Source organism: Paraburkholderia sp. GAS199, from assembly GCF_050436585.1.
In the GTDB taxonomy this organism is placed as follows: Bacteria; Pseudomonadota; Gammaproteobacteria; order Burkholderiales; family Burkholderiaceae; genus Paraburkholderia.
In genome coordinates, this window is record NZ_JBNDMM010000002.1 from 104,542 (window position 1) to 124,718 (window position 20,177).

Sequence of the window (20,177 nt, forward strand, 5' to 3'; positions counted from 1 at the left end):
GTATGGGCATCGCCCGCGCTAAACAATCGGCATGAGCGCACCGGATCGTTCCATAAATCCGTGCAATCGCCTGACGGGCGTCGCGCACGCGCAACGCCGGACGATCCGCAGAAGCCGTCCGGGCGTCGATCCGGATGCGCGAAGCCAACCCGCACTGGCGCGCCCGTCCTGTTCGGGTAAAATACCGCGCTTTTCGAGATGCATGGGCGCCGAAGGCGCGCCAGCCGCGCCGGCAAAGGCCCGCGCCGGGCTGTCCGCCACCGCCTGCGGGCCGCCGCGGAGTCGCTCCCGCCGCCCGCCGCGCATCGAAAGACGCCACGGGACCCAACCGGATTCCCCACGCGGCGCAACAATTTTGACCGCCTAGAATAGCGACGGCCGGCCACGAGCCGGCGGTCGTCGAGATCGGACTACGCGACGATCAGTTTGACCCTGGAGAAGTATGAAGAAGCTCGCACTGTGCGTAGCGCTCGTCCTGGCGGCCACCGGCGCCATGGCAAAAGAATGGAAAACCGTGCGTATCGGGGTGGACGCCAGCTACCCGCCGTTCGAATCGAAGGCGGCCAGCGGGCAAGTGGTGGGCTTCGACGTCGATCTGACCCGCGCCCTGTGCGCGCGGATGAACGTCAAGTGCGTGTGGGTCGAGCAGGATCTGGACGGGATCATCCCCGCCCTGAAGGGCAAGAAGTTCGACGCGATCGTGTCGTCGCTGACGGTGACCGACAAGCGCCGCGAGCAGATCGACTTCTCCGACAAGCTGTTCGACGCGCCGTCGCGCATGATCGCGAAGGCCGGCTCGCCGCTGCTGCCCACCACCGATTCGCTGAAGGGCAAGCACGTCGGCGTCGAACAGGGCTCGACGCAGGAAGCGTACGCCAAGGCTTACTGGGAGCCCAGGGGCGTAACCGTGGTGTCTTATCAGAATCAGGATCAGGTCTACGCCGACATCGCTTCGGGCCGCCTCGACGCCGCCTTGCAGGACGAAGTGCAGGCCGACGCCGGCTTTCTGAAGACGCCGCGCGGCAAAGGCTTCGGCTGGGCCGGTCCGGAAGTGAAAGACCCGAAGACTTTGGGTGACGGCACGGCCATCGGCCTGCGCAAGAGCGACGCCGATCTGAAGGCGATGTTCAATCAGGCGCTGGCGCAGGTTCATCAGGACGGCACCTTCAGGAAGCTCGAAAAGCAGTACTTCGACTTCGACCTCTATTCGGGGCACTGAGCGCGGCAGCCGTTCACCCGGGCTCGCCCGCATGGGCTTTCTCAGGGCTTCGTAATACAGTCGGTAGCTGGTCGAAAAGAAGATTCAAAACAGTTTCAAAGCAGTTCTAAAGCAGCATCAAAGAGACTCGAAACGCGCGCTGCGAGGCCGGCAACGGTCATGCAGTCATGATTTGCACAGCGGCACGCTGTGCGCCGCAGGTAACGCGAGGCCCGCTTCGCGAGACAGGCGGCGTGCAACGAACCGCGTCTTTCGCGGTGCGTCACGCACGCATCGTCAAGGACCCTCTATGTTCCTTCAAGGCTACGGCCCGCTGCTTCTCAACGGCACCTGGCAAACCGTCAAACTGGCGGTGTTGTCGCTGGCGTTCGCTTTCGTGCTGGGCTTGCTCGGCGCGGCGGCGAAACTGTCCAAGAACCGTCTTTCCTACGGTATCGGCACCGTCTACACGACGCTCGTGCGCGGCGTGCCCGACCTCGTGCTGATGCTGCTGCTGTTCTACAGCATCCAGATCTGGCTGAACAACCTGACCGACCTTCTCGGCTGGGATCAGATCGACATCGATCCGTTCGTGGCCGGCGTCGCGGTGCTCGGCTTCATCTACGGCGCGTACTTCACCGAAACCTTCCGCGGCGCGTTCCTCGCCGTGCCGCGCGGCCAGCTCGAAGCGGGCGCCGCCTACGGCATGACAGGCTGGCAGGTGTTCTCGCGGATCATGTTCCCGCAGATGATGCGCTTCGCCCTGCCCGGCATCGGCAACAACTGGCAGGTGATGGTGAAGGCCACGGCGCTGGTGTCGATCATCGGTCTCGCTGATGTCGTGAAGGCCTCGCAGGACGCCGGCAAAGGCACGTTGCGGTTCTTCTTCTTCACCCTGCTCGCAGGGGCGATCTATCTCGTCATCACCACAGTGTCGAACTTCGTGCTGATGTACCTCGAAAAGCGTTACTCGACCGGCGTGCGAAAGGCGGATCTATGATCGAGATCATTCAGGAATACTGGCGCAACTATCTGTACACGGACGGCTACCGTTTCACCGGTCTCGTCATCACGTTGTGGCTGCTGGTCGTGTCGATCGGGCTCGGCTTCTGCCTGTCCATTCCGCTTGCGGTGGCGCGCGTCTCGAAGAAGAAATGGCTCTCGGGTCTGGTGTGGCTGTATACGTATGTGTTCCGCGGCACGCCGCTCTACGTGCAATTGCTGCTCTGCTACACCGGTCTGTACAGCCTGGAGATCATCCGCAATCACGATCTGACCAACGCGTTCTTCCGCGACGGCATGCACTGCACGCTGCTCGCGTTCACGCTGAATACCTGCGCATACACCACCGAGATTTTCGCCGGCGCCATCAAGGCCACGCCTTACGGTGAAATCGAAGCGGCGCGCGCGTACGGCATGTCGTCGTTCACGCTGTACCGGCGCGTGATTCTGCCGTCGGCGCTGCGCCGCGCGTTGCCGTACTACAGCAACGAAGTGATCCTGATGCTGCACGCCACCACCGTCGCCTTCACCGCGACCGTGCCGGACATCCTCAAGATCGCCCGCGACGTGAACTCCGCGACCTATCAGTCGTTCAATGCGTTCGGTATCGCCGCCCTGCTCTATCTGTGCGTTTCTTTTGCGCTGGTGTGGCTGTTCCGCCGCGCCGAGCGTCGCTGGCTCGCTTATCTGCGGCCGCAAGGCAAATAACCACGGGCCGTCATAACTGTCACGCCCACGCCCGAAGCCTCAAGCAAGGCCGCCAAGGATCACGATGAACACCAAGAAGCAAAAGCTCTTCGTCGACGAGCTTCACAAACAGTACGGCGATAACGAAGTTCTCAAAGGCGTATCGCTCAAAGCCAATGCCGGCGACGTGATCAGCGTGATCGGCTCGTCCGGTTCGGGCAAGAGCACGATGCTCCGCTGCATCAACTTCCTCGAACAGCCGAACTCGGGCCGCATTTTCGTGGACGGCGAGGAAGTGCGTACGCAGATCGGCAAGAACGGCGCGCTGCGCGTGTCGGACACGAAGCAGTTGCAGCGCGTGCGCACCAAACTCTCGATGGTGTTCCAGCACTTCAACCTGTGGGCGCATATGAATGTGCTCGAGAACATCATCGAAGCGCCGATCAACGTACTCGGACTCAAGCGCAAGGAAGCCGAAGAGCGCGCCCGCGAATACCTGGAGAAAGTGGGTCTCGCGCCGCGTCTGGAGAAGCAGTATCCGTCGCATCTGTCGGGCGGCCAGCAGCAACGCGTGGCCATTGCACGGGCGCTCGCCATGCATCCGGACGTGATGCTGTTCGACGAACCCACTTCCGCGCTCGACCCCGAACTGGTGGGCGAAGTGCTGAAGGTCATGCAGACGCTCGCCGAAGAAGGCCGCACGATGATCGTCGTGACGCACGAAATGGCGTTCGCGCGCAACGTCTCGAATCACGTGATGTTCCTGCATCAGGGACGCGTCGAGGAAGAAGGTCATCCGGACGAAGTATTCAGGAACACGAAGAGCGAACGACTCAAGCAGTTCCTCTCGGGCAGCCTCAAATAAAGCATTCACGCAGCCCGCTATCCGGGCTGTAGTCAAAGTAGTATTACAAGGCGCTTTCGAGCGCCTTTTTTGTTTCGCTCACCTGCCTATTCCGGCCATTCTGGCCTCGAAAACCCACTTGCTGGGCGTCTAAACGCTTCGCTTCCGCCTTACTCTGCCGCTTTCAAGGCGTCAATAGTGGCAATCCTTGACGTGGCCCGTCAGGATCCGTGATTCCCTTGTCACATAAGGCTTTCAGCATATTTCGAAGGTGCTGGAACGGGTTGTTGCGCACATTCCTATTGCAATTTGGCGACACCGGTCGAGGCGGGTACTAATTTCTTCTCCCATTGAAGTGTATTTTTGATAAATTAGTAACCAAAGTAGCAAAACAAAGTTCATTAAAAGTAGTTTCACTTCAAAGCACAGAGGAGAACCGGTCGGCGAGGGATCGGCATGGCGACCAGATAGCCTCAAGGCTACACGTCACGGCAGGAGACCCAATCCACCCGCTAATCTCCCTGGTACCACCGATTTCTGTTCGGCGCTGCTGGCGTCCGAACACCATTCGCAGTACTGGGTTTCACTTTTTGACAGGGTATGGAGGAGAAGATGAAGAAAGCTTTGCTCGCCGCTGCGCTGATGTCAGCCGGCGTTGTTGCACACGCCCAAAGCAGCGTGACGTTGTACGGCCGTCTGGATGCCGGTATCGAGTACATGTCGGGCGTTCCGCAAGGCTCGGGTGCAGCTGGTCAGGCAACGGGCAGCACGAGCCGCTGGCGCGCAGAAAGCGGCGACTGGGGCACCAGCCTGTGGGGCATGAAGGGCGTTGAGGACATCGGTGGCGGCAACAAGGTGCTGTTCCAGTTGGAAGGTTCCTTCAACACCATGACCGGTGCAGGCCCTGGTGGCGGCGGTCTCTTCAATCGCTGGGCAACTGTCGGTCTGTCGAACGACCAGTACGGTACGTTCACGATGGGCCGCATGCTCTTCATCTCGAACGGCGACTGGGACTTCGACCCGTTCGGTCAATCCAACTGGTCGTCGGCATCGCTGGTGCGTGGCCGCAACTGGCCGCAATCGAGCAACAACTTCGCGTACCAATCGCCGAAGATCGCCGGCTTTGACTTCTACGGTCAATACGCGCTGTCGAACGCAACGAGCTTCAACGGTAACGGCACGACGCCGCAAGGCCGCGAAGCTGGCGCGCAAGTCACCTACACGAACTCGCTGTTCCAGGTTCGCGGTATGTACGACGAAATCCGCAACCCGGCTAACGGCGGTCTGTACGGCCCGAACGTCGGCGCGGTCAACACGGCTAACGCCGGCGGCGGCGTGTTCGCGGCATCGCGCGAATACTCGGCGTTCGTGAACGTGTTCCTCGGCCAGTTCAAGATTCAGGGTGCCTACCAGGCTATCCGTTCGGCAGGTGCAACGGGCGTTCTGCCGGGCCAGCCGACTACCCTCGATCACGAATGGGGCGGTGTGACGTGGCAAGCAACGCCGGCAGCGGCGCTGATTGCAGCGGTCTACCACGTGAACGGCAACAACGGCGCGGGTAACGCGAACATCTTCACGGTTGGCGGCTCGTACAACCTGTCCAAGCGCACGCTGCTGGACTTCCAGGTTGCACAAACGCGTAACAGCAAGACGGCTAACTACGGCCTGAACGCTAACAACCCGGGTACGGCTACGTCGACGGACAACCCGTTGGTCGGTCATCAACAGACCGGCGTGTACGCAGGTATTCAACACTCGTTCTAATCGAACGGTGGGCGCCGGGAGAAATTCTTCCGGCGCCGCAAGACAAGATCTTCAAGAGAATCTTTTTCACGCTGCTGCGAGAGGCGCGTATCGGTGCGATGTCCGCAAGGGTATCGCACCGTTTTTTATTTCAGCGCACGATATGACTCGTGTTGTCACGCACCGGAGCGGTGCGCGTTGCCTTCATTGGGCCTGACACTCAAGCACTTCAAACAGCCGCTTCGTTTTCCTCGCCGGTACGGATGCGGATCACGCGCTCCACGTCGGCCACGAAAATCTTGCCGTCGCCAATCTTGCCCGTGCGCGCCGCGCCGATGATCGCGTCGATCACCTGGTCGCATTGATTGTCCGCCACCACCACTTCGATTTTGACCTTGGGCAGAAAGTCGACCACGTACTCTGCACCACGATAGAGCTCGGTGTGACCTTTCTGCCGGCCGAAGCCTTTGACTTCGGTAACGGTCAGCCCCGTGAGGCCGACTTCAGCGAGCGCCTCGCGCACTTCGTCGAGTTTGAACGGTTTGATGACTGCGGTGATGCGCTTCATGGCGAACCTCGTCTCGTGATAGGAAGAGTGAAAGGGAATTGGATGATTTTTATTCTACGCCGCGCCGGATGCATTGCGGCAATCCGGCGCGTGCCGATGCTCTGCCGCGAGCGAATGCGCACACTCGCCCGCCCGACGATCACTCCACCGGTTCGGTGTAGCGCGACGTGATCGGATAACGCCAGTCGCGTCCGAACGCGCGATGTGTCACGCGAATGCCGATCGGCGCCTGACGACGTTTGTACTCGTTGATCTTGATGAGGCGCGTGACGCGCTTCACGTCGTCGACCGCGTAGCCCGCCGCGATGATCTCCGCGAGCGAACGGTCTTCTTCCATGTACATGCGCATGATCGCGTCGAGCACATCGTATTCGGGCAGGCTGTCCTGGTCGGTCTGGTTCTCGCGCAACTCGGCCGACGGCGCGCGCGTCAGAATGCGCTCCGGAATCACGTTCGACGTGCCGAACGTGGTGGCCTGATTGCGGTAATGACACAGCTTGTAGACCAGCGTCTTGGCGATGTCTTTAATGACGGCGAAGCCGCCAGCCATGTCGCCGTAAAGCGTGCAGTAACCCACCGCCATTTCGCTCTTGTTGCCGGTGGTCAGCACGATCGAGCCGAACTTGTTCGACAGCGCCATCAGCAAGGTGCCGCGAATGCGCGCCTGGATGTTTTCCTCGGTGGCGTCTTCGGCGCGGCCGGCGAATTCTTCGGCCAGCGAGCCGCGGAACGCGTCGAACATCGGCGCAATCGCGATCTCGTCGTAGCGCACGCCGACCCGGCGCGCCATCTCGGCGGCGTCGGTGGTCGAGATATCCGCCGTGTAGCGCGAGGGCATCATCACCGCGCGCACGCGATCGGCGCCCAGCGCGTCGACCGCCACGGCCAGCACCAGCGCCGAATCCACGCCGCCCGACAAGCCGATCAGGGCGCCGGGGAAACCGTTCTTGTTGATGTAGTCGCGCACGCCCATGACGAGCGCCGCATACACCTGCGCTTCGAGCGACAGCTCGGGCGCGATGGCGCCGCGCAGCGGCTTGCCGTTTTCGAACTCGACGATGGCATTGCCTTCCTCGAACTGCGGCATCTTCGCGAACAGTTCGCCGGTTTCGTCGAGCACGAACGAGCCGCCGTCGAACACCAGTTCGTCCTGGGCACCGACCATGTTCACGTAGACCATCGGCAAACCGGTCTCGCGAATCCGCGCGCGCAGGATGTCGAAACGCACGACTTCCTTGTTCAGATGGTAAGGCGAGCCGTTCGGGATCAGCAGCACCTGAGCGCCCGCGGCCTTCGCCATCTGCGCGGCGCTGGCGTGCCACGCGTCTTCGCAGATCACCACGCCGTACTTCACGCCGTCGAGTTCGAACACGAACGGCTTCGGGTCGGACGCGAAGTAGCGCTTCTCGTCGAACACCTCGGTATTGGGCAGATCCTGCTTGAGATACGTGCCGGTCACTTCGCCGTTCACGATCAGCGAGGCCGCGTTGAAGGTGTCGACCGGAGGCACGCCGCGCTCGATCGGCGCGTTTGCATTACCATGGCCGTGCGCCGCGTTGTACGAAGTGTCGCGCAGCGGATGACCGACGATCACATGCAGGCCGGTGAACGGCTTGAGTTGCGTGGCGAGGTCGGCCAGCGCGGCCGCGCTCGCGGTGTAGAAGGCGGGACGCAGCAGCAGATCTTCGGGCGGGTAGCCCGACAGCGCGAGTTCAGGCGCGATCAGCAGCTTCGCACCATCGTTGTGCGCGGCGCGTGCGGCAGCGACAATCTTCGCAACGTTGCCGGCGAAGTCGCCGACGGTGACATTGATTTGAGCAAGAGCGATTCGGGTCTTCATGGCAGGATCGACAGGCAAGCCAAAACGGCTTACGAGTACCGCGGCTGGATAGCTCGACGGAACGGACAAATCGGATAAACGAACGACGCATCGCTCACTGCGCTGCGCCGCTCATCGGAAACAGTCACACAGATTGAACCAGGAACGCTTTGATTATCGCACGGGCATTCTGGCGTCGCCCTCCGAGGTAGACGCCGCCGAATGGAACGCCCTGCTCGCGCAACAGACCCAGCCCACGCCGTTTTTGCGGCACGAGTTTCTGAGCGCGCTGCACGCGACCCGCTGCGCGGTCGCGGACACCGGCTGGGCGCCGCAATTCGTCACGCTCACGGACCCGCGCACCGGCAAGCTCGCCGCTGCCGCGCCGGTGTACCTGAAAGGACACTCGTACGGCGAATACGTGTTCGATTGGGCCTGGGCCGACGCCTACAAACGCAACGGCCTCGACTACTACCCGAAGCTGCTGTGCGCCGTACCGTTCACGCCCGTGCAGGGCAACCGCCTGCTTTCGGCGGACCCGCACGCGCTCCGGCATCTCTCGGCCACGCTGATGGCGTTCGCCGAGCAGGCCGACGTCTCGTCGCTGCATGTACTGTTTCCGACCGAAACGGAAGCCGAATCGCTCACCGGCATGGGCATGATGCAACGCGAAGGCGTGCAGTTTCACTGGCTCAACGACGGCTATCGCGACTTCGACGACTTCCTCTCCACGCTGGAGCAGAAGAAGCGCAAGAACATTCGCGCGGAACGCCGCAAGGTTCAGGAAGCGGGCGTGACGATGCGCCGGATTCGCGGCGAAGATATCCAGGACGCCGACTGGCGTTTCTTCAGCAAGTGTTATCGGCAGACCTACCGCGAGCATTTTTCGAGTCCGTATCTGAACCTCGATTTCTTCCGCATGATCGGCGCGTCGATGCCGGAAAATCTGCTGCTGGTGATTGCCGAATACGAAGGCAAGCCGATCGCGAGTTCGCTGGTGGTCTATCAGCGCGACGAAAAAACCGGCGGCACCTTGTACGGGCGCTACTGGGGCGCGCTGGAACATGTGCCCTGCCTGCACTTCGAAACCGCCTACTATCAGCCGCTCGAATTCTGCATCGAAGAAAAGCTCGGGACTTTCGAAGGCGGCGCTCAGGGCGAGCACAAGATGGCGCGCGGCTTTCTGCCCACCGTCACGCGTTCGGCGCACTGGCTCGCGCACCCCGCTTTCTCGGATGCCGTCGGCCATTTCCTCGACAACGAAAAGAACAGCATCCACGCTTACGTGGACGAACTGCGCGATCACAATCCGTTCAAAGGCTGAGAGCGCATATCTATGGCGTGGTTCGTCTATCTGCTCGAATGCTCGGATGGCAGCGTCTACACCGGCATTGCCACCGACGTCGCGGCGCGCTTCGAAAAACATCTGAGCGGCGCGGGCGCGCGCTATACGCGTTCGCGCAAACCCGTGCGCGTGCTGGCCTCGTTCGAACTCGCAGACCGTTCGAGCGCGTCGAGCGCGGAGTACTGGGTGAAGCGTTTGCCGGCGTCCGAAAAACGCGCGCTCGCCGCGGGTTTGCGCACGCTCGAGTCGGTGTTGCCGCCGGTTCTCATCGAGCCTGAAGTCGAGCCTGAGATTGACCCTGACGCCGAACCGCACAGCGCTTCTGACGGCACACCGAACGCCGAAGCCGCGACGCTCTAGCCGCGCGCTTCGCGCATACGCTCGGTGAGCAGCCGATGCATCAGCGCGATCTCGCCCACGGCATCCGCCTCCAAGGACGACAACTTCTCCCGCTCCGGAAAATCACGCCGGATGGGCCGCAGATTGCGGTTCAAGGCGGCGTCGATGTCCGTGCTCGCGGCGGCGATCCACGCGGCGAGTTCGTCGTGCATATGACGCCGGTTGGCACTCAGACGCAGCTGCGTCGCGGTGCCCGCCATTTTGCGCAGCAGACTCAGCACAGTAAGCGTCACCGTGTCGATCATCGAGTCTTCGAGTTTCTCGAGACGGATGCGCCCGATCGCTTCTTCCGCGTTGTTGCTGCCGAGACCGGCGGCACGGCGCAACTGCTCCATTTCCTTGCTGCTGCGTACCGAGTGCTCCAACGCGGCGCGCAGATACGCGAGATTGGCCCGCACGGCTTCCGTGAGATACGCGCGGTAGTCGATCTTTTCGCGCGTCGGCCACAGATAGAAAGTGGCGAGTAGCGCGAGGACGCAGCCGAGCACGTTGTTGCCGAGCCGCGTGACGGCGTACGCGAATTCGTTCGCGCCCGGCGTGGCGAAGTCGGCGACGAGCACGAACGTGGGTGTCAGGAACAGCACGAAAAGACTGTAGCTGACCGGCCGCAGCGCCATGGTCGCCACCACCAACGGAAACACCGCAATCGAAATGCCGATGGGTGAATGGATGGCGTAGCCGATGGCCGCCGCCAGCACGCCGCCGACAATGCTGCCCGCCGCGCGTTCGATGCTGCGCGGCCAGGTCGCGCCGATGGACGGCTGCAGAATCAGCAGCGTCGCCATGGTGGCCCAGTAGCCGAACGGCAGACCCAACGCGCGGATCACCAGAAAGCCCGCCGTCGTGGTCACGCCGACGCGCGCCGCGTGACGCAAGCCGACCGACTCCGTCGAGAGATTCGCCTTGAAGGTCGACCACGTGCGCGTCAGGAAATTTTTTGCGCCGATCTGCCAGCTCGTGCTCTGCTCGAAGCCGGGCGCGAAGTCGACCAGTTCGAAGCCGTCGTCGAGTTTCACCGGCTCCATCAGCGCCGGTTCGAGTCGCGCGGCGAGGCGGCGCAGCCGCTGTTGCAACTCGGCCAGACGCGTCCACTGATTGTCGTTGGCGGCGGCGCCGATGCTGCGCAATACGTTGCCGATGCCGATAAGCAGACGCACCGCGCGCCGCGCGCGACGCTCGTCGTCGGGGGCTTTCTCGGCGGCGGCCGAAACCGCGATCAGCCAGGCGAACAGCGCTTCGCTTTCCGTCAGCAGACCGAGCAGCCAGTCGTAGGTTTCGCGGCCGCCCGCTCGCGAGACCGGCACCTTCGCCAGCGTCTTGCGCGCGCGTTCGACGCCGGCGCGGGCATCGGCGCGAAACTTCGCGGCATGCGTCGCCCAGTCGCGATGCGACGCGCGCTGCTCCAGCAGACGGGCGCTGTCGAAAGCGATGTCGGCGAGACGCAGATACGCGGCGCGCAACGCGGCGCGGCTCGTGCCAAAAGGATGGATGCGCCAGATGGTCAGACTCAAGGCCACCGCGAACAGACAGCCGACCAGATAGACGGCGAGAAACGCCACACCCTTCTGAAGATCGTGAATGGGCCGATCGACCATCACCACGCAGGCGGTCGCGGCCAGAATCGTGACCTGCGAAGTGGCCGCGCCCCAGATCCGCCCGAATGCGCCGAGCGTGGTGAAGGCCAGGATGGCGAGCGCCGCGTAAAACGCGCCGACGCCGGAGAGATAGGCGGTCAGGCCGCCGCAGAGCGTGGAGAGCACCGCGAAGCTCATCATCGAAGCGAAGCGGGCGCGGTTCGAGCCGCCAGCGTCGGCGAGACAGGTCCAGAAGGCGCCGATGGCGGCCCACGCAAAGCTCGGATCGTGCAGCACGTTGCCCAACACCAGCATGGCCGTGGACGCGCACGCGGCGCGCAAGCCTTCGGAGAGGCTCGCCTCGCTCGTCGAGAACGAGACCATCCACACCGGACGTTTGCGGTAGATCGTGTTGGCGACGGCGAGCAGCCGGTTCGACAGGCGGTGTGCCGATGGATTGGCCTTGCGATTCAGCATCCGGATAGCGGGCTCCAGCAAACGCACACGAAGGCCATGTCATGGCGCGACGACGCCGACAGGCAGGGAGAACGGCAACCGCTCAACAATAGCAGCGGCACAATAATAAGGGTTAATACCTAAGCCGGGAAATGGCTTCGGTTCATCCGGCTCATGCAATGCGTCTATGCGCCGCCCTCGTACGGTGAAAACATCGCATGGCTATGAGGAGCTTAGGCAATCGAACTCGAGCCGTGCAGGCGCGCCGCAATAAAAAAACCGCGCGGCCTTGTCAGGCTCGCGCGGTTTTTGCGGACGTCTTCGCCCGAGAGCGAAAACTGGCGAAGCGGATTTACTTCTTGAAGTTCGCCACGCCTTCCGTGATTTCCTTGTGAGCGGCTTCGATGCCTGCCCAGCCTTCGACCTTCACCCACTTGCCCTTTTCCAGCGCCTTGTATTGCTCGAAGAAGTGCTTGATCTGGTCTTTCAGGTACGCCGGAACGTCGTCGATCGACTTGAGGTCGGCGGTCATCGGGCAGACCTTGTCGTGCGCGACGGCGACGAGCTTCGCGTCCACGCCCGATTCGTCGGTCATTTGCAGCATGCCGAGTGCACGTGCGCGAACCACGGAGCCTGCCAGCAGCGGAAACGGCGTGATCACCAGCACGTCGACCGGGTCGCCGTCGCCCGACAGCGTTTGCGGAATGTAACCGTAGTTCGCCGGATAGCGCATGCCGGTACCAATGAAACGGTCGACGTGAAGCAGGCCCGTTTCCTTGTCAGCTTCGTACTTCACCGGATCGCTCTGCGCCGGGATTTCGATGATGACGTTGAAATCTTGCGGAAGGTCTTTGCCTGCGGGGACGTGATTGAAGCTCATGAGCGCTCTCTGATCAGGATGGAATTCGGAACACGGCGCGCAGCTTGGGTGCTGCGGCCGGACAGTGCGGAATGCGCCATTATAGCTAATCAGCCGGTGGCATCCCCGATGGTCAGCCATGACGGATCGGCGCGATAATCGTCTGGCGTGTTTCGCTGATGCTGCGGCGATGGCTGAATCTGCGCCTGCCGCTGGTGTGTTCGTTTGTGCCTGCTTGTGCCCTCGTTTGTGAACATCGCGCCGCGGCCCCGCCGTGCGCGACACCTCAAGGAGTCTGCATGGAAGAAGCTCGACACTTCATCAACGGCGAATGGACTGGCGCCTCGGGCGGCGAGACGATCGCCGTGCTCGATCCGTCCGACGGACAGCCGTTCACCCAGCTGGCGCGCGGCACCGCCGCGGATATCGACCACGCCGTGCAGGCCGCCCGCCGCGCCTTCGAAGGCGCGTGGGGCGCGGCGAGCGCCGCCGAACGCGGCCGCGTGCTGTACCGCCTGTCGATGCTGGTCGCCGCGCGTCAGGAAGAACTGGCGCAACTCGAAGCCCGCGACACCGGCAAACCCCTCAAGCAGGCCCGCGCCGACTCCGCCGCGCTGGCCCGCTACTTCGAGTTCTACGCGGGCGCCGCCGACAAACTGCACGGCGAGACCCTGCCCTATCAAAGCGGCTACACCGTCCTGACGATTCGCGAGCCGCATGGCGTGACCGGCCACATCGTGCCGTGGAATTACCCCATGCAGATTTTCGGACGCAGCGTCGGCGCGGCGCTCGCCACCGGCAACGCGTGCGTGGTCAAACCGGCCGAGGACGCCTGCCTGTCCGTGCTGCGCGTCGCCGAACTCGCGGCCGAGGCCGGTTTGCCGGCCGGCGCGCTGAACATCGTCACGGGATTCGGACACGAAGCCGGCGCCGCGCTCGCGCGTCATCCGGGCATCGATCACATCTCGTTCACCGGCTCGCCGGACACCGGCAAACTCGTCGCGCAGATGGCCGCAGAAAACCACGTCCCCGTCACGCTGGAACTCGGCGGCAAGTCGCCGCAAATCGTCTTCGCGGACGCCGATCTCGACGCCGCGCTGCCCGTGCTGGTGTCGGCCATCGTGCAGAACGCCGGACAAACCTGCTCGGCGGGCAGCCGCGTGCTGATCGACCGCGCCATCTACGAACCCTTGCTCGACCGCCTGAGCGGCGCGTTTCACGCGTTGCGGGTCGGGCCGTCGCAGGCCGATCTCGACTGCGGTCCGCTGATCAACGCGAAACAGCAGCGGCGCGTGTGGGACTTTCTCTCCGACGCGCAGCACGACGGCATTCCGATGGCCGCGCAAGGCGAAGTGATTCACGAAGCGCCGGAAAGCGGCTTCTATCAGGCGCCCACCTTGTTGCGCGACGTGCCGCCGAGCCACCGTCTGGCGCGCGACGAAGTGTTCGGCCCGGTACTGGCCGCCATGCCGTTCGCCGACGAAGACGAAGCGCTCGCGCTCGCCAACGGCACGCAATACGGACTGGTGGCCGGCATCTGGACCCGCGACGGCGCGCGTCAGATGCGCCTCGCGCGGCGCGTGCGTTCCGGCCAGGTGTTCATCAACAACTATGGTGCGGGCGGCGGCGTCGAGTTGCCGTTCGGCGGCGTCCGACATTCCGGCCACGGACGCGAAAAAGGTTTCGAAGCGCTGTACGGCTTCACCGTGCTCAAGACCATCGCGATCCGTCACGGCTAGGCCATGCAGTAGCAACGCCCCTCATCCACAACGGACAACGAACAACGGATAACGGAGACAACATGCGGTTGACAGGTAAAACAGCCATCGTCACGGGTGGCGGCTCGGGCTTCGGCGAAGGCATCGCGCGGACCTATGCGCGCGAAGGCGCCAATGTGGTCGTCAACGATCTGAACGGCGCGGCGGCCGAACGCGTGGCGAGCGACATCGCGCTGGCCGGCGGCAAGGCCATCGCGGTGGCGGGCAACGTCGCCGTGCGCGAAGACTGGCAGAAACTGCGCGAAGCCGCGCTCGACGACTTCGGCAGCGTGCAGATCGTCGTCAACAATGCCGGCACCACGCACCGCAACAAGCCCGTGATGGACGTGACCGAAGCCGAGTTCGATCGCGTCTACGCGGTGAACGTCAAAAGCATCTACTGGAGCGTGCAGGAGTTCGTGCCGTATTTCCGCTCGCAGGGCGGCGGCAGCTTCATCAACATTGCGTCGACGGCAGGCGTGCGGCCAAGGCCCGGACTCGTCTGGTACAACGGCAGCAAGGGCGCGGTGATCATCGCGAGTAAATCGCTGGCCGTCGAACTCGGCCCCGACCGCATTCGCGTGAACTGCGTGAATCCGGTGATCGGCGAAACCGCCCTGCTCTCCGAATTCATGGGCGTGGAAGACACCCCGGAAAACCGCCAGCGCTTTCTCGCCGGCATTCCGCTCGGCCGCTTCTCGACGCCGCAGGACATCGCCAACGCCGCGCTGTATCTCGCCTCGGACGAAGCCGAGTTCATCACTGGCGTGTGCCTCGAAGTGGACGGCGGCCGCTGCGTGTAGCGATGTGCGTGGTGAGTGTTTGAGCGGGAGTCGCCTGGGCGCGGCTTCCGCTGAAGTCAGTGTTTTCCCCGGGTATCGATTCGTCATCCAAAGCACCTGACGCGGCTAGAATCGATCGACGGCGGTTCGTCATCCAAAAGAAAGTAACCATCATGCTTGGACGGGGTCGGCGCACACACGCGCGCACTCCGATCGACAGAGGAGACACCATGGCTAGTCCCGCAAATCCGCTCCACCATCCCGGCGCGGGAGCGCCTCCCTCCACCTTCGAAGAGGCGACCTATCGCAAGGTCACCTGGCGGCTCGCGCCGCTGCTGATGCTCTGTTACGTGGTGGCGTATCTCGACCGCGTGAACGTCGGCTTCGCCAAACTTCAGATGACCACCGACCTCGGTCTGAGCGACGCCGTGTACGGCTTCGGCGCGGGGATTTTCTTCGTCGGCTATTTCATCTTCGAAATTCCGAGCAACGTGATTCTGCACAAGGTGGGTGCGCGCGTGTGGATCGCGCGGATCATGGTGTCGTGGGGCATCATTTCGATGGCGACGATGTTCGTCACCACGCCCACCATGTTCTACGTGATGCGCTTCCTGCTCGGTCTCGCCGAAGCGGGCTTCTTCCCCGGCATCATTCTGTATCTCACCTACTGGTATCCGGCGCACCGGCGCGGCCGCATGACCACCTGGTTCATGACGGCGATTGCGCTGTCCGGCGTGGTGGGCGGTCCGATCTCGGGCTACATCCTGAAGACCTTCAACGGCGCAAACGGCTGGCATGGCTGGCAGTGGCTGTTTCTGCTCGAAGGGATTCCTTCGGTGATCGTCGGGATCATGGTGTTCGTGATGCTGGACGACCGCATTTCCAAAGCGAAGTGGCTGACGCGAGAAGAGCAGCAGTTGCTCGAAACGCAGGTCTCCGCCGAGGAAGCCACCAAGCACGACATGCCGATCCGCGAGGTGCTGACGAGCGGCCGCGTGCTGATGCTGAGCCTGACCTACTTTTCGTTCGTGATGGGTTTGTACGGCGTGAGCTTCTGGCTGCCGACCATCATCAAGGCGACCGGCGTGACCGACGCGTTCATGATCGGCATGCTGTCCGCGATTCCGTTCGCGGGCGCCGTGGTGGCGATGGTGTTGGTGTCGCGCAGCGCCGACCGCAAACGCGAGCGACGCTGGCACATCGCCTTGCCGGCGTTCGCGGGCGCGGTGGGGCTGGTGCTGTCCGTCGTGTGGGCGCACAACACGGTGCTGGCGATGGCTTCGTTGACGCTGGCGACGATGGGCATTCTCACGACCCTGCCGCTGTTCTGGAGTTTGCCGACGGCGATTCTGGCGGGGACGGGCGCGGCTGCGGGGATTGCGATGATTAATTCGATTGGCAATCTGGCCGGGTTTTTGAGTCCGTATGCGGTTGGGTGGTTGAAGCAGGCGACGGCGGCGAATGATTCGGGGATGTATATGCTGGCCGCGTTTATGGTGCTGGGTGGGTTGCTGGCGGTTAGTGTGCCGGCGAGGATGGTTAATCGGTGAGGGGGTGGGGCTTAACGGTTGAGGGGTGCTGGGGCCTCTGTTAAGTGCAGTTATCAATTTGCGCCGACTACTGCCGACGGTGTATGGCGGCAGTCGGCCAAGAAGCGTCATTCGTCTACACCGTTTCCCAGAGATTCACGCGTCCGATCCATCCAACATGCAACCACTCAATTCGCTCGGACGAGGGTTGGTTCTTGATAAGTTGCGGCAGATATGATGAACAGATCTACCAGCGGAACATCCGCCGCTCACTTGATTTAGTCGATCAACAGCTGGCTGCGACACGTTCAGACAGGTTCAGCACCTGAACATTTCGTGTATTTATCGCCCACACGAAACCTAAAGGTCGGACACCTCGGAATGGAGGTCTACAGCGCACCTGATGACGGGCCGGCCGTTAAGCCAAGGTGGGCCGGAAGGCAATCGGTCACTATTCGCGTCGCTGTGCACGTTCGTCGCTCAGCATTGCCTGCGTTGGAGAATGTCTTGTGAGCTGAAGCGCGCTGAGCGCCCTTCGTTACAACTCCCGTGATCTTGATATGATGACGAAGTAAAGAGAACAACGGCGTGTTCGCCATTGAACCAACTAACATCGGATACAAAGAAAATGGCGCTGTTCAAAAACGGCCAGTTGCTCCAGCAATCTAGTGACCCGGCTTTTGATGCGAGGCATCATCCCGGGACACCTGCGCCGTACCCAGGCATCTACAAATGCACCTCTTGCGGCGACGAAATCGCGATCGCTGGCGGTCACGTGTTGCCTCCGCAAAACCACAGACAGCACAATCCTTTGCAGGGTCCCATACTCTGGCAACTGCTTGTCTATCCAGTCACAAAAATTTAATATAATTACTATGTTGCGACTTCAGCGGTTGAAAATAGTCGGCTTCAAAGATTCAAAAAAAACTGTTAGCGTTGATTTTTCCCCCGCATCTATATCCGTCATCTATGGAGATAACGGAAGCGGGAAAACTACCTTCCTCAAAGTTATTTCGGCGTTTCTCTCTCAAAACGATTCCGCGCTTGCGGCGTTAGGCGTGCGGGCAATTGAGTGCTCATATATTTACAATGGCGCTACAAGCACTATTACGGTGAAGCGCGCAGAGATAAGCTATGACTGGTCAGAGTTGGTAGGCTCGCCGCTTAAAGACGCCCGGTCTATCTCGCTAGGCGTCGAACGCGGCATAAGTACGCAATCCTTGCGGATCGAGTCCGCTGTGATATACGAGTTCTTCAGGCGATCGCCTCGAACGAGGTATCTTTTCGACAAAGACGCAGAAATTAGTCCTCGAGAATTAGCCGAGGATTTGACAATGCATATACGTAGACGTCAGAACGCGCTGCGCGGGCGCGCCGATGAGATAGACGAAACCCGTGCCCATCAAAATCTCGAAAACATAAAGCTTGAAAATATTGAGAGACTGCTTCTTAGTCACTATCGCAGGGCGAGATACGCCGCCAACTTGAAAATACAAAGCGCGCTGTTCAACACGCTATCTGATGCAATCAATGGTGCCGAATCGCAGGCGTTTAGCGTCCCTTTTGACATCTATCCAAGTATTATAGAATATCGTAGTCGCCTTATCGAAGCATTAACGGACGAAGACGCCACCGAGGGCAATCAGTTCAAGGCGACAATTGTCAAAATTTTGGGCTCACTAACAGAAAGTAATTTTCCGAGTGAAATTGAGAACAAGCCTCTGCTCGGAGCACTTTTTGTCAATATGATCGAAGAGCTTGAAAAAGAAAAATTGGCTCTTGGGGCAATAAATCTGCTGGTTGACACGTTTAACAAATATCTGATCGATAATAAAAAATTAGTCGTTTCGGGGACCGAGATTTATGTCAGCATTGGGGATGCACAGCATTCCATCCATGATCTTTCGAGCGGGGAAAGACACATACTTACTTTTTTGTCATTGGTTCTTTTTCAAGGTCAAGACCGAGACTTCCTGATCATCGATGAACCAGAGATATCGCTCAACATAACGTGGCAAAGGCAATTACTGGAACTATTCGCCAACCTTGTGCCGCGAACGCAGATAATTGTGGCGTCCCATAGCCCGGTTCTATCAAAGCGTCACCCAGAGTTTTTGACGCCCCTTCGCGCATACTCGGAGCCACAACTATGAGCGATGTCATGAAAATGACCATCGACGAAGTGCTAAACGAAGCGATTATGTCATCCACACCCGCAATAATCGTCGAAGGAATTGATGATCTAAAAACATATGTCTCAATTGCGAATCAAGCCTTGGACCGGTTTGAGGTTTACGCAATTGAGACAATTGCCGGGCATACCGGAGGGTGTGACGCTGTTGTTGATGCAATTCGGACCCTTTATGCGCTGAATGATGCAAGCCATCCCGTTGAGAACTTTGTACTTGGAATAATTGACAGGGATACGCGGGAGTACAGGGGGGAGCTTCCTGCTGAGAATGCGATCCTCACTCTAAATTATTATTCCTTAGAGTCTCACTTTGTTTGTGAAGAGGTACTGTCGGCAGCTCTCAGTCAATATGCCCGAGTACATTCGGACGGTCTCGGACCGAATTTCTCGTTAAGCCTGTTCGAAAGCATAGAACATGATATTTTGGACTTGTATTATTTCTCTCTTGAAGCCTTGCAGTGTGCAATAGATGAAAATTACGCGACGGAGTTCAAATATTCATATTCAATAAACAGGCGAAAACAAGAACCAACAAATTCTAATGTTCGCGCAAAGGCGCCACAGCTAGATCAACTTGCTGCTCAGCTTGGTTTGCAGCGCAATCTCGATTCTTTGAAAAAAATTTCGAGCGGAAAATGGTTACTTTTAACTTTTTGTGAAATCATGTATTCGACCCTCGGCGATCTAGCGAATTACTGCGGAAAGTTTGGGTCGGAAAAATGTCAATTTTGTCGCGCAGCGATTACTGGCAAATGCACGTACCGCATGAAGGAAGGGGTAAGCAACAAGACACTTTATTCGACAGCATCTGAGAATTATCATCTGCCATCTTTAGGCTATATCAAACAGCGGATGTCGCAGATTTCTTTGCAGACTGCATCTGTGAATGACCTGTCATCATAGGCGCGTTGCTCGGTGCCAGCGCATTCATGGCACCGGGCATTAACAGCCATGATCTTATCTGCCACTCGGTCGAACCATTTTTAAATTCAACCAATGGTACTGCATGACCGTTTCGCTCCAATACTTGCTTTTGGAGGGACAACGGCTCGATTGGCAGCAACAAGGCGATGTCGGACGTCCGCCACTCCCAACTCCTTAGACACGGTATGCGACTCCGTTGCTACAGGCCGTCTGATTGCCAAAAATTGCAATGCGATCTTCAACGCGCTGACTGTTCGTCCCCACTTCAACGAGTGCGAAATATTTAGCGCCCCAACCTAAATCCAAGATAGACCCCGCCCCCTATAATTACCACGTCGCCGGGAAACACCCAGCGATCAGGTTTGACAGCCTGACGTTCCAACCGCACACCCGCCCAGGCGGGTCGTGCGTCTACTGCTGCACGTCTATATTCTTCAATGGGCGGGCGGTGGTGAGGGAGCCGCGAGGCTCGCCGGAATGTTGGAACGCCGGTCTGTCAA

16 protein-coding genes are annotated in these 20,177 nt (G+C 60.4%); 12 read left to right on the top strand and 4 right to left on the bottom strand.

Going from position 1 to position 20,177, the window contains the following annotated elements; genetic code table 11:
* The first annotated feature begins 442 nt into the window (after nt 1–442).
* The 5 genes from P3T18_RS06610 (at nt 443) to P3T18_RS06630 (ending at nt 5,495) form a co-directional block, all read left to right on the top strand.
* Entirely contained in the window at nt 443–1,219 is a 777-nt protein-coding gene (locus P3T18_RS06610; protein WP_429299135.1) for an ABC transporter substrate-binding protein, read from the top strand.
* 289 nt (nt 1,220–1,508) lie between these two features.
* Complete coding sequence (locus P3T18_RS06615; RefSeq protein WP_429299136.1) at nt 1,509–2,198, top strand: ABC transporter permease; 690 nt, start codon at nt 1,509–1,511, stop codon at nt 2,196–2,198.
* Entirely contained in the window at nt 2,195–2,908 is a 714-nt protein-coding gene (locus tag P3T18_RS06620) for an ABC transporter permease (protein ID WP_429299137.1), read from the top strand. The genes P3T18_RS06615 and P3T18_RS06620 overlap by 4 nt, the downstream gene beginning before the upstream one ends.
* 64 nt (nt 2,909–2,972) lie before the next feature.
* Nucleotides 2,973–3,752: an ABC transporter ATP-binding protein gene (locus tag P3T18_RS06625; protein WP_429299138.1), complete on the top strand. Its 780-nt coding sequence runs from the start codon at nt 2,973–2,975 to the stop codon at nt 3,750–3,752.
* Nucleotides 3,753–4,343: 591 nt separating this feature from the next.
* Complete coding sequence (locus P3T18_RS06630; RefSeq protein ID WP_429299139.1) at nt 4,344–5,495, top strand: porin; 1,152 nt, start codon at nt 4,344–4,346, stop codon at nt 5,493–5,495.
* Nucleotides 5,496–5,703: 208 nt separating this feature from the next.
* Here the strand turns inward: P3T18_RS06630 and glnK are convergent, their stop codons facing one another.
* Nucleotides 5,704–6,042, bottom strand: coding sequence for a P-II family nitrogen regulator (gene glnK / locus P3T18_RS06635; protein ID WP_006048444.1), 339 nt, complete (start codon nt 6,040–6,042; stop codon nt 5,704–5,706).
* 139 nt (nt 6,043–6,181) lie between these two features.
* Nucleotides 6,182–7,882, bottom strand: a complete 1,701-nt coding sequence (locus tag P3T18_RS06640) for an NAD+ synthase (protein WP_429299140.1) — start codon at nt 7,880–7,882, stop codon at nt 6,182–6,184.
* Between the two features lie 133 nt (nt 7,883–8,015).
* Between P3T18_RS06640 and P3T18_RS06645 the strand changes: the two genes are divergently transcribed.
* A complete protein-coding gene (locus P3T18_RS06645) occupies nt 8,016–9,185 on the top strand; it encodes a GNAT family N-acetyltransferase (RefSeq protein ID WP_429299141.1) in 1,170 nt (389 codons plus the stop codon).
* A 12-nt stretch (nt 9,186–9,197) separates the two neighbouring features.
* The gene (locus P3T18_RS06650) at nt 9,198–9,566 is read left to right on the top strand and encodes a GIY-YIG nuclease family protein (RefSeq protein WP_429299142.1); all 369 of its coding nucleotides are present in this window, start codon (nt 9,198–9,200) and stop codon (nt 9,564–9,566) included.
* Here P3T18_RS06650 and P3T18_RS06655 read toward each other — a convergent pair.
* Both P3T18_RS06655 and ppa read right to left on the bottom strand, forming a co-directional pair.
* The gene (locus tag P3T18_RS06655; RefSeq protein WP_429299143.1) at nt 9,563–11,656 is read right to left on the bottom strand and encodes an FUSC family protein; all 2,094 of its coding nucleotides are present in this window, start codon (nt 11,654–11,656) and stop codon (nt 9,563–9,565) included. The genes P3T18_RS06650 and P3T18_RS06655 overlap by 4 nt on opposite strands.
* A 331-nt stretch (nt 11,657–11,987) precedes the next feature.
* Nucleotides 11,988–12,515 carry an inorganic diphosphatase gene (gene ppa / locus P3T18_RS06660; RefSeq protein ID WP_325045585.1) on the bottom strand — a complete coding sequence of 176 codons (528 nt, stop codon included), beginning with the start codon at nt 12,513–12,515 and terminating at the stop codon, nt 11,988–11,990.
* A 278-nt stretch (nt 12,516–12,793) separates the two neighbouring features.
* On the opposite strand from ppa, the gene P3T18_RS06665 reads away from it, so the two are divergent.
* The 5 genes from P3T18_RS06665 to P3T18_RS06685 all read left to right on the top strand — a co-directional run bounded on the left by P3T18_RS06665 (nt 12,794) and on the right by P3T18_RS06685 (nt 19,656).
* Nucleotides 12,794–14,233 carry an aldehyde dehydrogenase family protein gene (locus tag P3T18_RS06665; protein ID WP_429299144.1) on the top strand — a complete coding sequence of 480 codons (1,440 nt, stop codon included), beginning with the start codon at nt 12,794–12,796 and terminating at the stop codon, nt 14,231–14,233.
* A gap of 62 nt (nt 14,234–14,295) precedes the next feature.
* On the top strand, nt 14,296–15,054 hold the full coding sequence (locus P3T18_RS06670) for an SDR family oxidoreductase (protein WP_429299145.1): 759 nt from the start codon (nt 14,296–14,298) through the stop codon (nt 15,052–15,054).
* 209 nt (nt 15,055–15,263) lie between these two features.
* Nucleotides 15,264–16,583: an MFS transporter gene (locus P3T18_RS06675; protein ID WP_429299146.1), complete on the top strand. Its 1,320-nt coding sequence runs from the start codon at nt 15,264–15,266 to the stop codon at nt 16,581–16,583.
* 818 nt (nt 16,584–17,401) lie between these two features.
* The gene (locus P3T18_RS06680) at nt 17,402–18,715 is read left to right on the top strand and encodes an AAA family ATPase (RefSeq protein WP_429299147.1); all 1,314 of its coding nucleotides are present in this window, start codon (nt 17,402–17,404) and stop codon (nt 18,713–18,715) included.
* Between the two features lie 8 nt (nt 18,716–18,723).
* Nucleotides 18,724–19,656, top strand: coding sequence for a hypothetical protein (locus P3T18_RS06685; RefSeq protein ID WP_429299148.1), 933 nt, complete (start codon nt 18,724–18,726; stop codon nt 19,654–19,656).
* Nucleotides 19,657–20,177 lie beyond the last annotated feature (521 nt).

What these genes read in the sequence shown, in the direction of transcription:
- P3T18_RS06610 (WP_429299135.1), top strand. Translation starts at nt 443, where the DNA reads ATGAAGAAGCTCGCACTGTGCGTAGCGCTCGTCCTGGCGGCCACCGGC.
- P3T18_RS06615 (WP_429299136.1), top strand. Translation starts at nt 1,509, where the DNA reads ATGTTCCTTCAAGGCTACGGCCCGCTGCTTCTCAACGGCACCTGGCAA.
- P3T18_RS06620 (WP_429299137.1), top strand. Translation starts at nt 2,195, where the DNA reads ATGATCGAGATCATTCAGGAATACTGGCGCAACTATCTGTACACGGAC.
- P3T18_RS06625 (WP_429299138.1), top strand. Translation starts at nt 2,973, where the DNA reads ATGAACACCAAGAAGCAAAAGCTCTTCGTCGACGAGCTTCACAAACAG.
- P3T18_RS06630 (WP_429299139.1), top strand. Translation starts at nt 4,344, where the DNA reads ATGAAGAAAGCTTTGCTCGCCGCTGCGCTGATGTCAGCCGGCGTTGTT.
- glnK (WP_006048444.1), bottom strand. Translation starts at nt 6,042, where the DNA reads ATGAAGCGCATCACCGCAGTCATCAAACCGTTCAAACTCGACGAAGTG.
- P3T18_RS06640 (WP_429299140.1), bottom strand. Translation starts at nt 7,882, where the DNA reads ATGAAGACCCGAATCGCTCTTGCTCAAATCAATGTCACCGTCGGCGAC.
- P3T18_RS06650 (WP_429299142.1), top strand. Translation starts at nt 9,198, where the DNA reads ATGGCGTGGTTCGTCTATCTGCTCGAATGCTCGGATGGCAGCGTCTAC.
- P3T18_RS06655 (WP_429299143.1), bottom strand. Translation starts at nt 11,656, where the DNA reads ATGCTGAATCGCAAGGCCAATCCATCGGCACACCGCCTGTCGAACCGG.
- ppa (WP_325045585.1), bottom strand. Translation starts at nt 12,515, where the DNA reads ATGAGCTTCAATCACGTCCCCGCAGGCAAAGACCTTCCGCAAGATTTC.
- P3T18_RS06665 (WP_429299144.1), top strand. Translation starts at nt 12,794, where the DNA reads ATGGAAGAAGCTCGACACTTCATCAACGGCGAATGGACTGGCGCCTCG.
- P3T18_RS06670 (WP_429299145.1), top strand. Translation starts at nt 14,296, where the DNA reads ATGCGGTTGACAGGTAAAACAGCCATCGTCACGGGTGGCGGCTCGGGC.
- P3T18_RS06675 (WP_429299146.1), top strand. Translation starts at nt 15,264, where the DNA reads ATGGCTAGTCCCGCAAATCCGCTCCACCATCCCGGCGCGGGAGCGCCT.
- P3T18_RS06685 (WP_429299148.1), top strand. Translation starts at nt 18,724, where the DNA reads ATGAAAATGACCATCGACGAAGTGCTAAACGAAGCGATTATGTCATCC.